Source organism: Flavobacterium soyae (genome assembly GCF_021245985.1).
Taxonomy (GTDB): Bacteria; Bacteroidota; Bacteroidia; order Flavobacteriales; family Flavobacteriaceae; genus Flavobacterium; species Flavobacterium soyae.
Window position 1 is genome coordinate 35,226 of sequence record NZ_JAJQXA010000014.1, and the last position, 14,412, is coordinate 49,637.

Below are 14,412 nucleotides of genomic sequence, written 5' to 3' on the forward strand. Positions count from 1 at the left end.
TTTTAAAAAAATTATCTCGGTTTAACATAGCCTACCTCCTTTTCTTTTTTATTAAAAATCCATTTATAATTACCAATTGAATGGCTGTCAGTAAATCCTTTTGGTGACCAATCTTTGGGTATAAATACACGCTGTTGTATAGTTAATCCACCTGCAGCGCATTGAGGAGCTACACCATCCTGGTCTGAAATTTTATCAGCATTTGGTTCTCCTAAATTACTTCCGTATTGGAAAACTTCATCGAAGTCTTTAACATTTACAGCTCCACTACATGCATTTTCAGGGGCAATAATGTAAAATTTACCAAATTTACAACCATTTTCTTTTAATTTTTTTATTATTCCAAGTGCATATGCAAACCCCATGCTATGTGCTACAATATCAATCTTTTCGGTTTGTTTATTAAACTTGATTTTTTGTAACTCCTTTAACAAATTATCACCTGCAATTAGTCCCTTACTCTCACGAAAACTAAATCCTTCTATATTTGGACTTGTTGCCATTTTATGGTTAAACATATTATTTGCAAAACTCACCGTGCTTCCATGATTAGAAGTTCTTACTCCATGATGTCCATCTGCATAATAAACCTCTCTATCTTTTAAGCGTTCTTCAAACAAAAGATCTATTCCCTCCCAATAATCTTCGATTGCAACATCTTTAATAAGATTATCTGAATCCTCAAACTCAAACTTCACCATTGAATTTCTATATCCATTTGCAAAAACAAGTACATTTTTATTATTTTTAGAAGCCTCATATTGTGTTTTAGTCTTATAGTATGAAATATTATAAACTGGTGTTTTTTCTGTAATTTCAATTACCAAAACACCTGTATGTATTCCATAAAAACCATTTTTAAAACTGCAGTCATTTCCTAAGGTATATTGACTATATCCTTCAATCCATTCACTAAAACCTTTTTTATTACATAATTGAAAGGTATCCCAAAGTGTTTTTTTATATTGATTATATTTAGTCAAAGACATTTCTTTAGTTTCTTCTATATCTTCTTTTATCTTTCCACTCGATTCTTTATATTTTTTTATTACAATTAAATCATAATTTTTAACCAACTCCCCACTCGTCTGACTCTGAAACGCGTACAACCTAAATGTAGGATCATTAATCTGTTTCCAATCGTTATGATTCAAGACAGTACCTGAACTATAATCCATTAAGAAATCAGTACTCCTTTCCTGAGTATTATACTGCTCAAAAGGATGTTCTAATTTAAAAATTCCGTGACCTAACTCATGAGCAGGAGTTTTAGCTCCTTCAAGTCCCGAAGGGAAAGCAAATACATATCCAAATTGACCGTTCAGCCTCATATACCCCAATTGTCCCTCTTTATCAGAATTTCGATTGGATACAAATAAAATATATCGGTCGCTATTTTTATTTCCATATCCATTATTAATATTCTGTTGTACAGAACTGTAGGTAGAAAGTGCTGTATTTTTCTCTGTTGATATTGTTATACTTCCGTTGAGGTATTTTGAAATATCAAATAGATCGTCTTTATTGAAATTTATTTTTACACCAACTTTATTATAAATCTTTTGGGTCTCTTTAATAATATCATCAAGCTTGTTTTTTGAATCATCATCTGTAGGAACCAAAGCTACATTAACCTCTTTTGAAGAAATATGCACCAGCATAAAAGCACCTATCACTTTCCATTTATCACCTTGCTGTATAGTCGCTACTATTTGTTCCTCTGCATAAGTCAATTTTCCTTTTACGGTTAAAGTGAAAGTTTTATCATTTCGCACTGCGTCGACTTTTGCACCGCTTTCAGTTTTAAAAACAATATCGTCTAGTTTTATATTCGTGTCTGTAACACTTACTGTTGCCAATACGGTATCGCTCTGCCCATTTACAACGGCTTTATAAGGCAGGGCTTTTGTGCTAACTTGTTTATACAGTTTTTTCAAACTTTCACTGGCATTTTCAGACATTACATCGAAGGCATATTTGCTTTCATCTCCCTTACTTTTATCTTCATTATTCGAAAAAATAATAGTAATCCCCTTTGCAGTAAACTCAGTTACCTGACCGTTTTTATCTACTCCGTCTGTATTTGCAGCTGTAGATTTTCCGCCTACTGCAACTGCAATGCCTTCATTACTTCCATTTCCGTCTTTATCAACATAATAAATCTTTCCTGTACTATCTGTAATGACAGTATCTTTTCCTCCTGGAATAGTAACTTGCTCGCCGTCTTTGCCATTAACAATAATATCGCCATTTGCATTGATTACAATTTTATCGATCTCAAATGATATTTCTTCTTTTATTTTTCCGCTTTGTCCTTCTCCAGTAAAATCTTCAACATCAGTAACATTTTTCCAATCTGAATTATAACTTGTTTCTACTACTCCGCTGATTAATTGATAATCGGTATTAACTACAATATTATTGAACTCAACGGCTATTTTAGTATCTTTTAAATAAGGCACTATGATATAACCTCGACCGGAATACGGACTATTTTCTCCTTTTAATTCCAGAACCGTTACCGGAAAATCGCCTGCTGTAAAGGTTTCGCTTTCTATTAAGTTATCAAGTATTTTTTGATTCTGAATATTAATTTTAGGGATGATGCCGCAATTATAAGCAGGAACCCCATTAGTTTGTGTAGGCGTTGTAAAGGTGCTGATCGCTGAATAAGTAAACGACTGAATTCCCTCAGTTGCAGGATCACAACTTGAACCTACCCTAAACTGATAGGTTACTCCAGGCTCTAAATTGGTGATTAAACTTTGTGTGTTTAAACTATTGGTCGAGAACCATTGCGCGTTACGTACATCTTGTTTTTTGTATTGAACTTGATATTTAGTATGATCTGGAATTCCCTGCCAGGTTATCTTAACGCTGTTTGGTCCTTGTGCCTCACTTAGTAAAAATGTTGGGGCAGCACAGGATGCGGTGTATTTAAAAGAATAGATTTCACTATAGCCATCATTTTTAAATATCGCATTCTCTGAAAGTCCTGTAGTTGATATGGCTCTCACACGCCAAGCATAACGCATTCCTGGAGTGAGGATTGGCATGCTTAAATTATACAGCATAGCAGTGCTAAACAATGTTTCTTCGTATAAAAGCGGCGACATTTGAAACGCAAACTGCGGATCGAGTGTTGAATCGATAAGCTGTTTTAATTCGAATTTATAAGAAACGTTGGTAGCGTTCATCTGGCGCGGTGTCCAGGTAAACATTATGTTTGGGAAATCGCTTGCCGCGATTTGTTCGTTTTTTTGCGGTGTGTTTAAAAGCGGTGGATCGTTTAATAGGAGATAGATACTGGCACAGCTTTTTTGAGATATTTTTTGATTGGTGATATAATCATACATTTCAAAACAAAAATCATACATTCCGTCTGGCAGTGGGTTCGCATATTGCGACGGTGTTATGCCTTGTAAATTTTCTAACCTGAATAAAGCAGAAATATCAGTATTGGTCAGGGTTTGAAATTCACCTCCGTTTATAAAAATAGGTCTTTGTCCTGTTATATAATCGCTGCTTTTTATATTGACTCCGTTACCTTGTATGTACAATTTTAAGCGTACTTGTCTTTGCGATATGGTAATGTCAGTAGGATTTATCAGCAATTGAAATTTGGTATCCATACTAGTTGCGTAGTCAGATATTTTTACACTGTATGGACTTTTAAAAACTGGAGTTAATTGAACAGGGTATAGTTGGGCGTATACATTCCCCCATCCCCCGAAGGGGGAACATTGGGTAAGTAGAATAAGTAAGAATGTATATTTTAAAAGCTTTTTCATTTTTAGTAGATGATAATTTTTTTAACAAGGGTCTGCTGTTCAGTTTCTAATACCAAAAGGTACATTCCGGATTGCAATGAAGTATTAAAATCTACTTCGTAGTTTTTCCTGCCTGAATCTTTTTTCTGCATAGTAAATTCTCCTGTGGTAGAAAACAATCTTAAATTAACTGCACTGTTATTTTCTAAATTGATAAGAGCTTTAAAGTTTCCGTTGCTCGGATTTGGTGTTACGATAAAATCTATAATAAATTTTGGTGCACTACCAGCATTTGGTAATGTGCTTCGCTGTTCTACTGTGATATTTTTATTGTATATGGCGAAACATTCTCCTTGTGTTTGCTGTAGACCTATGGTATAAGTACCCAGGTCATTAAATTTAAGAGTAATGTATTTTTCTTTTAGCTCTACCGTTTTTACTCCTTCAGGAATTATCCATTTTGTGCTTTCGCCAAAAGGATTACTGGTATTAACCAAAATAACTTCTTCATCCAGATATGCCTGAGAACTTAATAAGAATTCAGAACTAATAATGGCCTGACTTGATTTTATTACAATTTCATCTTCACCTACACATCCTAAAGCCGAAGTTGCTTTTACATGATAGGTTCCCGCTTTTGTTAAACTTACTTTTGCCTGGTTTGAGGTAAATCCGTTAGTGGATGTCCAGCTATATTTGGCATTTTTATCAGCGATCGTTGCATCAAGATCTAAAACCTGATCGTTACACAAGGTCCTGTCTTTTCCTAAATCGACTATAATTGGGTTTGGATCTTTTAAAACAAATCTCTTTTTATACACACAGCAGTCCGGACAGCTAATGGTTACCTCATAATTACCTGCAGAAAGATTATTTAAATCTTTGGTCGTAGCTCCGGTATTCCACAAATAGGTATAAGGCAAATTTCCTCCCGAAACATTTAACTGAATTGAACCATCATTTCCACTAAAACAAGTTGGATTTTTTACTGTTTCAGTCGTTAAGATTCCTTTGGGGTCTCCCACAAAAATGCTTCCCTGAACCACGCAGCCTTTTGCATCCGTAACTAATACAAAATAATTGTTTGTGGTAATGTTTTCAATTTTAGAAGTTGTTTCTCCGCTTGTCCACTCATATGTATAAGGAGCCGTTCCGCCAGAAACATGAGCTTCTGCCCAGCCATCATCACCTTTGTCACAGCTGGCATTGAGTTTTGTAAATGTTAAATTTAGTTTTGCAGGCTGCCCTATATATTGAACCGCATCTGTCTCTTTTATCAAAATATTATTGGTATAGGTACCTAATTTTATTCCGTTGGCATCTTCAATATTCAAGGCGTATGTTCCTTCTGAAATGTTGTTGAGTGTTTCTGTTTCTTCATTCCATATCTTCCATGAACTGTCATTTTGCTTTTTCTTCCAGGTGTAGAAATATGGAAGCCCATTATTTTTATCGGCCTGTAACTGGATTCCTCCTTTTACATGTGCGGTTAAAATTCCGTCCTGTGATTCATCTCTTTGATTGTCCTGTGGATTATTATCGGTTTCATTTCCAAATTCATTACTTGCATTACAAGAAATAGTTCTTACTATCTCGAATGTGACTTCGAGCGGATCGGGTTCTTCTAAAGTAATTACAGAATTTGAAATGTTGCAACTCGATTTGTTTGCTGCTATATCATAATTGGAATCATGAATATTTAACGTATATGTTTCTTCAGGAATTCCGTTTAAAGAAATCGTATAAATACCATCATTAAAACTAGTAGTTGCTGTCTGTATAATTCCTTTACTGTTTTTCCATTCATACCAATAAGAATTATCTGCTGAAATAGTGCCGCCTGCAACTTCTGCTGTAATTTTTCCGTTTGTTGCTTTGTAAAAACTCGGATTTATAACCTCAGTATATTTTATTTTCAAAGGCGCTTTTGGTTCTGTAATCGTAACACTTTCCTGTGTGGTACATCCTTTTGCATCTGTTATGAATACCCAATATTCACCAGCTTTTAAAACCATGTTTTTATCACTTTCAACATCATTTGACCATTTATAATCATATGGAGGCGTTCCTCCTGCAACATTTGCCGTCGCCCAGCCGTCGTTTCCACCATTACAGAATACATCGCCTTTGGTTATGGCAACTGTTAATTTCGGAGGCTCCTGCATCAATTGGGTAACATCAATTTCCTCCACCAGCTGATTATTAATGTAAGTTCCTAATACTATTCCGTTTCTGTCTTTTATATTCAACGCATAATTGCCATGTGAAAGGTTGGAAGCGATAGAGTCTTTAATCATCGGAAGGGTTAACCGCGAACCGTCTGCCTGCTGTTTCTTCCAATAAAAATAGTAAGGCAAACCGCTATTTGCAGAAGATGCGAGAGGTGTTCCACCTGTAACATGTGCTACTAAAATACCGTCCTGTGATTCGTCACGCTGTCCGTCTTTTGGAGCTGTATCTTTATCATTTCCAAATTCATTATTCACATTACATGAAATAGATCGAACAATTTCAAAAACAACTTTTAGAGGATCAGGTTCAGTTAGTTTTACTTCTGATTCTAAAACTGAGCAGTTAATAATTTGGCTGGTACCTTCATTATAATTTTTGTCTTTTATCGTTAATAAATATTTATCGGCTGGAATGCCGTTTAAGCTAATGGTATAAATCCCATCTTTTATTTCAGCAGCCGCGGTTTGAACTACTCCTGCAGAATTTTTCCATTCATAAAAATAAGTGCCATCATTGTTAGGAGTTCCCCCAGTAACCTCGGCAACAATTTTTCCATTTGTGGCACCAGAAAAAGCAGGCGCCGTAATTTCCTTATAATCTATTAACACAGCAGATTGAGGCTCTGTTACTACAATACTTCCTTTTATGAAACAGCCTTTTTTATCTGTAATTTCAACAAAATATTCTCCCGCTGTTAATTGGGATATTTCATTTCCGTTTATGATTCCATCAACGTTGTACCAAGCGTAGGTATAAGGCGCCAGCCCGCCGGCAACGTTTGCTTTTGCCCAGCCGTTATTTCCGTCATGGCAGGAAATATTTCCTGAATCAAATGACAATTCTAATTTAGCCGGTTCTATAATTTCTTTTATTGCCGGGATTGCAGTAACTAAGTCCGTAGTGCTGTAGGTTCCTTGTGTGATGCCATTTTTATCAATAACATTTAAGGAATAATTCCCTTTTGAAAGATTTATGGCAGTATCTGAAAGCTGTTCGCTTAAAACATCCCAAGCATTTGTTGAAGCATTCAGTTTTGACCATACATACTGATAAGGAGGAATTCCTCCTTTAACTGATGCTGTTAAAATTCCGTCTGAGAATTTATCTGCATCTGTATCTCCATTTTCTGTATTGCAAGAAATTGATTGGGTTTCTGCTAAGGTTATTTTAATAGGCTCTGGCTGGGTTAAAACCTGAGAAGACTCTATAATAGAACAATTCGTTTTATTGATTGCTGCTTCATAATTTTTATCTGTTACTGTCAATTTATATTCGCCAGCGGGAGCATTCTCTAATGAAATTGTAAAGGTTTTATCTGCCTCATTATATTGGGTAGTTCCTGTAAATTCTTCTCCGGTTGTTTTTACCCACTTGTAGTCATAAGATTTATCGTCTTTTATGGTTCCGCCGCTTATAGAGGCAGTAATTTTACCATTGAAAGCTCCGTTAAAAGTTGGGTCTTGTTTAAAAGTATAGTTTAGGGCTAATGGTGATAATGGTTCTGTTATGGTTGCTTCAATAATTTTTTCTTCTCCCAGTTCAACTTTTCCTTCAACTACAGTTTGAATTCTGGCAATACAGCCATTCATATCTTTTACTTTTATTTTGTAAATACCTGGTGATAAACCTGTTATTGTGTAAGGTTTGTTATTTGGAAATGGTATCCAGCTATATCCATTATCTAATGAATAATAATCATTTGCTAATACATCGCGGGTTCCTCCAGTTGGGGCGATAGTTATACTACCATTATTAGCTCCATAACATAAAATATCCGAACTTTTTAATGAAAAGTCTAGCAGATCTGGTGCTTCTATCATAAATGGATAAGGAGTCCCTCCTAACTCTGTATATGTAGAATAAGTATTATTTCCATTATAGAAGCCAGTCGTTGTTATTTTATAATTTCCTCTGGCGAGTCCAGAAAGCACATAAGTATTATCTGGGTTTAATTGTGTAATATTTAGAAAATTTTGAGTACTAGTTCCTAAAAGTGCAATAGAAAAAGTCTCACCGGGATATAGTGATCTGTTAAACTGAAGTTTTAATTTTCCATCATCACTTCCTAAATCATAACAACTCACCTTATCAGGAGTAGAAGAAATAATTTTTGGAGCACTTAATCGAATAGAATATGTTATCGTTTTGCCTGTTACTGTGCCACAAGGTTTTAATCTGAAATAAATTTTTTGACCATGTTTTAAACCTGCGTCTGCGCCAAGAACTTCAATTGCATTTGTACTTATTGATGATGTATTATATTTTGTAAAATCTATCCAATCAGTTGTATTGTTATAAGATGGGTTCAAAGTATATTGCCATTTATAGTAACCTGTATCATATCCGGGTAAACTATTTATAGTAATATTTTCATCTGTAGGTAAAAAGTCAGAAGTTCCCTGAAATACGTCTAAAGTTGGTTCAATTTTATAATTGAATGTTATATGCGACATTCTTGGAGAATAATCCCCATCAAAAGTGCCATTAGGACAATATGAATCTACATTTATAAATTTTGAACCATTTGCATCCGTTCCTGTTCTGAAATTTACAAAAGCGTAACATTCGATAGAAACGGGTTTTGTAGAATTGTTTACAGGATCGATATTTAAACTAGTTTCATTATCACCGCTACTACCAATACTTCTATAGTACGCAGTTGTACTAGTACCATTTTGGTAATGAATTATAATTTTAATATTGGAACTTGTGCTGTTCTTGACTCCTTTATTTATCCTGTAATTTAAATTAGATATAGTTATTATATACTTAGTTTCTTGAGCAAAGCTAAATATGGAAATCAATAAAATTATCAACAAGTAAATCTTCTTCATAAACACCTAATAAACAATAATTAAAACTTCTTCTTTTGCAGGACTGTTACTTTTTAAACTTGGAATTAAGTGATATTCATATTCCATGTTTATTTTTAGATTTTTATCATCCAGAGTAAAAACATCTCCATTTAATTCTTTCCATAAAGTTGGAGGCGCTCCTTTGAGATTTTTATAAATACTTAAACCGATCACCTTGTCTTTGCTTTTGTTATAATCCCAAGTCAGGGTTATTTTTTTGTTTTCCCTATCAGGTAATCCTTGTAGAAATGAAATTATTTTTACTGGTGTAAAGTCTAAAACCTGTACTGTAATCGTAGAATGATCTAATGATGACCATAAATTACTTCTGTCTTTAGCCAGAATAGCATATTGGTATGTTTTCTTATTCTCTACTCTGTCATCTGTAAATTCCTGAATCGTATCGTTTATTTGTTTTATTTCCAGCCACTTTTCCTGTCCTTTTTCCCTTCTTCTTAAACTGTATCCAACTACATCTTCACTGTAGCTGCGAATCCATTTTAAATGCACTTTGCCATCTTTATTATCATAATCTTTAAAAATAGGTGCAGCTGGCGGAATTTTATCCGGTTTGTCTAAAACCAATACATCAGATGGCTCTGAAATATTAAATCGCATATCTTCGGCAGCAATTCTGTAATAAACTTTGCTGTTTGTCATTTTCAAGCTCACGCTGTCTTTAAAAGTCGTACCTTCATAAGATTTATGATAAATATCTACAAATTCCTCGTTTAGGTTATTTGCTTTTAATATGCGGTAGCCGCGTAAATCTTTTTCCTGATTTGGCTTCCATTTTAATTTTACCGTTCCGAGACTATCAATTGCACCTTCTAACCCAATTGGTTTTGCGGGCGGAATAGAATCTACTGGCTGCACCAGCATACTTTGAGAAGTTAATCGCTGATTATTTTTGCCCACAACAGATATGGTAAAATAATTGGATGGAAATAAATTTTCTTTATAATTTAGTTTTCGTTCTGATGGAGAGATTATTTTAGAAACAACTTTGTATGGGCCTCTATCGTTATCTGCCAAATTGATTTCGTACCCTTGAATAAAACTTTCTGATTCCTTAGGATACTCCCATTCCAGATTGACTTCATTTGAATTAATGATATTATAGTCAATCAGCCTTGCCGAGGTTACTATAGCGTCTACTCCTTTTACAGTAATAGGTTTGGTTATCTCTCCTTTTTCTCCAAAAGAAGTTATGCCATATAGTCTATAATGATATATTTTATCGTTGACACTAAGTGTATCCACATAATACATAGTTTTTGACGGATGATCTTCCTTATCATTTAAATTGACAAGAGCTGTATTTGATATTGGTGTGTAATTTATTCCGTCAGAAGATTTTTCAACCATAAAAGAGGTATAAATTCTCTTGAAGGTTTCGTAATCCCAGGAAAGCATTACTTTTTTATCATCTGGAACTGCAATAAAATCTGCTGGCGCTGGTAAAGCTGTATAATCTTTTAGACCAATAACATATGATGATTCTTTTACTTTTGGAGTTTCAAATACACTTACCTGATAAGCATATACTTCATTCTTTTTTACATTGGCATCAACAAATCCCCAACCTGCTTTTTCCGCTCCTTCAAAACTCATATCTGCGGCATACAAAGCAAATGTAAAACGCTGATCAAGCTCATCTGCCATACTTACAATTTTAGACAACTCTCCCTCTTTTGCTCCTGTTACTTCAAAACTTTCGCCATATATCGATTGCGCTATAATAGCTGCGTTATTGTCTTTTTGTACTATATCTAACCAAGAATCTAATGGTTCCGGCATTAATGGTTTTGGCGTAAGCAGTATTTTTTCGGGTTTGGGTAAAATAATCCCATCTCGTAAAACTGTAGTTCTGGTAATTATAAATCCTTTTTTATTTGCTTTTTGCCATTCTATTGGAGAATTAACTGCCCAGCGAATCAAAATTTTATCTTTTTGAGCACGGGCATTGACCATGACAGCCGGACTCTTAAATTGAGAGTATGATAACGATACAAATAGTAAAAGAAGTAAAAGAAGTTTATTTTTTGACATTTAAAAATGTAATTATTTCAATAAATAGAAAAAGCAAACACTTCAACTTAATATTGAAGTGTTTGCTTTTATATAAGTTTAAATTAATAAACGTACTGAACAGTTTCAGTATCAGTTGAACCAGAAAGTTTTGTTATTTTTTCTGTTGGATAATTATTCACATCATATGTATAGGTAGATATATATGTATCTGTATGAAGATTACCTTGAGATCCTGAAGTATCAACCTTTTTAATTATGTTTTTAACAGCTGGCTCTTCATCTAATAATAAATTCCAACCTAAAATATTTTTTAAGGGACTATTTTTAGTATCGTATTCATATATTTCCACAGTTTCAAATTTATCGTACAATCTTTCTGCTTTTATTAAATTACCATCTTTGTATGTTAATTTTCCCGTTTGCTGAAATTTTACTTCAAGACCTGTTTTAATGTTAACTTTAAACTGTTCGTAAGAAATTGTACCGTCAGCATTATGCGTATATTTAGTTTTACTATTATGATCATCGTCATATTTTTCAATATAACTTGTCATTAGTCCATCAGTATAGCCATATTCACTAGTGTCTTTTAACAACCCTGTCTCATCAAAGTATTCAATTTTGGTTATTAAATCTCCAGTATAAGTATACTTAGACACGGAACCATCTCCTTCTGTCACACTAACAATTTTATTACCACTATAATGATATTCTTCTGTAAGACGTTCTCCATCACTATAAGTCGTAGTTATTTTTTTAACTAACATTGGAGAAACTGAATCTGATGAATCATTATCATCTTTTGAACAAGAGGTAAATACCAATAATACGGTGCTTAATAAGCATACTAATTTTTTCATGGTTTTGATTTTAAATTAATTAGCAAATCTAAAGATCAAAATAGGAGTAAAGCTCCACTAGAAGCCTAAATTATAACAAAATAAGACTTGTTAATTTATTATTAACTACTGATTAAATGCACAAAAAAAACGCTAAGAAATCAAATTCTTAGCGTTTTCATTTTTTAGTCTAAAACCAAACCTATCTGACCATCGTCATCTAATTCTGTTTCAACAGGATCATCTTCTGATACTTCTGGTCTTTCAGGAACTTCTTCAACTGGTTCTTCATAAGGTAAAGAATCTAAAAGATTAACTTGTCTTAATTTTTCAGTTGTTAGTTGATTTCCTAATGCTTTAGGTCCTTTTATAGCAATAAAATCCTCTACATCGATATGTAAATCTTCTTTTTGAACTCCTTTTACTTTTGCATAAACTAATTGTGCTACCGGGCGATAATCTGTTGATACAATCTCTAATTGAGAATTTGGATGGTCCGTTATAAAACTTTCCTCTTTATCTGTTTCGACCAGAAAACGTTTTAAATAATATCACTCTTTTTCTCCATCATAATAAATCGCTGAAACTGGTTTTTTAGGATTAAATTTCTCCAGAATAATCATATCTTCATCAAAATGAGTTGATAATTCCGGAATGATAACCTTCAATTTACCGGTTTGATTAATGATTAAGATTTTATCACTTGGTTTAAATTCGCCTAATAATTCTCCTCTTGCATCAACGTTTAGACGTTTTACAGTATCATCAAACCAAACTTTTCTTGGCAATAAAGTCGAAATTCCTTTCTCTTTTAATTCGATTTTCTTGATTGGATATTTAGTAACTAAACTTCCTTTTGAAGCACGTCCTTTGATTGCTAGTTTGGCAAAATCGATATCAAACTTCAATTTCTTGATAGTTCCAATCTGACGCAATAAAATTGTTATTACCTCAGCTTCTCCATTTGGATTATGTGAAAAATAAACAACTTGAGAACCTGCAGTTTCATTCGTTAAATCATAAGGTTTATCACGTGTTACTCCAGAAACATTGAAGCCTTTGATATATGAAGAGCCTGATTTTCCGTCACGATAAATCATGTTATAAATGGTGCGTTTATCGTTTTTATCAAAAACAGCAGCGTGTATAATATCTTTTCCGATAAAGGTTTTGGCGTCTACTTTTGTAATCATCAATGTCCCATCTCTTAAAAACACGATAACATCATCAATATCCGAACAATCGCCTACGTATTCGTCTTTCTTTAAACTCGTTCCAACAAAACCTTCTTCACGGTTTAAATAAAGTTTTGTATTTCTTAAAACAACTTTTGTAGCCTCAACGTTATCAAAAACACGAAGTTCCGTCTGACGTTCACGACCTTTACCATATTTCTCTTTTAATTTTGTAAAATAAGTAATTGCAAAATCAGTTAAATGTTCTAGATTATGCTCTACTTCTTTCATTTCCTCTTCTAGCCTTGAAATTAATTCGTCGGCTTTATCAGAATCAAAACGCGTAATACGAATCATCGGGATTTGAGTCAGTCTTTGTAAATCGTCGTCATTGATTTCTCTAACGAATGACTTTTTGAAAGGCTCAAAACGATAGTATAAATACTTATAAAGTGATTCTCTGTCTCCATATAATTTGAAGTCGATATACATTTCTTCACGAATGAAGATTTTTTCTAAAGTAGAGAAATGCCACTTATTTTTTAATTCTTCTAATTGAATTTCTAACTCCTGACGAAGTAAAAAAGCTTCAGATTTCTCTGTAGCTTTTTTTATTTTACGGCATTTCTTTGAGATTAAGCATTGATAGTAAAATATTATTGTCAATAACATAAAGCCTATTTCTGTAAAACCTTAATTAATTCAAGCTGCTAGTTAATAAAGTGTAGTCCCTACGGGCAATGTCATTAAGTTAAGAGGAAATTTATAAAATTACTTAACAGTTTAATTAAGAAAGTAATTAGAAAAATCAGTTTTTATCAGCGTTTTCGCTTTAGCGAATCAGTAAAATCAGCGTCTAATTGTGACGCGGATAAAACAGATTTACTTCGTAAAAACGCGGATAAACACGGATTTGATTTGCAATAATTTTATTTTCTAAAAGCTTAACTTAATAACATTGCCCGTAGGGACAAAAATTGACATGAATAAACTGATTTCTAACAATATATAATCTCTCCAAGATATTTTTTGTTGCTCCGTTAGGAGCTAAATATTGCAGCCGAATAATAAAATCTGCCAGAAAAAATATTCCGTAGGAATTAAACTTTTTTAGAGCCGATTTATTTATTGAATTATTAAACTAGCAACTTGAATTATTTATAATATTTAAGAATTATAAAAAGAACTTAAATCTTTAAATCCGAAAAAGCTTAAATTATAATCATTTTCAGACAGAACACATTAAACATACCCACTTTAAACATATAAAAATAAAGTAGTTATACCTGATTTACTTATTCTGTTCTAAATTATTTTTATGCCAAAGCTGCCTCATTAGATAAGTCAAATTTTCAGGAAACATCAAATTTGTTGTTTCAATTCATATTTAAAAATTGAACAAATTAATTTTTTCCTTATTAAAATTTTTGAATGTTTTTTCCTTCAAACCCTTGTTTTTACTAAGAATTAAAACAAAGCCACAATATCAGCACAACTAATTAACAAC

Annotated in this window: 4 protein-coding genes and 1 pseudogene; all 5 read right to left on the bottom strand. The window is 33.2% G+C overall.

Annotated features, from left to right (window positions below):
* Positions 1-11: 11 nt before the first annotated feature.
* Positions 12-3,791 (bottom strand): fibronectin type III domain-containing protein, encoded by a 3,780-nt coding sequence (locus LUU93_RS16845; protein ID WP_232682336.1) that lies wholly within the window; start codon positions 3,789-3,791, stop codon positions 12-14.
* 2 nt (positions 3,792-3,793) lie between these two features.
* Complete coding sequence (locus LUU93_RS16850) at positions 3,794-8,836, bottom strand: T9SS type A sorting domain-containing protein (protein WP_232682337.1); 5,043 nt, start codon at positions 8,834-8,836, stop codon at positions 3,794-3,796.
* Positions 8,837-8,842: 6 nt separating this feature from the next.
* Positions 8,843-10,909 carry a fibronectin type III domain-containing protein gene (locus LUU93_RS16855; RefSeq protein WP_232682338.1) on the bottom strand — a complete coding sequence of 689 codons (2,067 nt, stop codon included), beginning with the start codon at positions 10,907-10,909 and terminating at the stop codon, positions 8,843-8,845.
* Between the two features lie 83 nt (positions 10,910-10,992).
* The gene (locus tag LUU93_RS16860) at positions 10,993-11,751 is read right to left on the bottom strand and encodes a hypothetical protein (protein WP_232682339.1); all 759 of its coding nucleotides are present in this window, start codon (positions 11,749-11,751) and stop codon (positions 10,993-10,995) included.
* 164 nt (positions 11,752-11,915) lie between these two features.
* A pseudogene (locus tag LUU93_RS16865) lies at positions 11,916-13,487 on the bottom strand (DNA gyrase/topoisomerase IV subunit A); the annotation flags it as partial.
* Between the last annotated feature and the right edge of the window lie 925 nt (positions 13,488-14,412).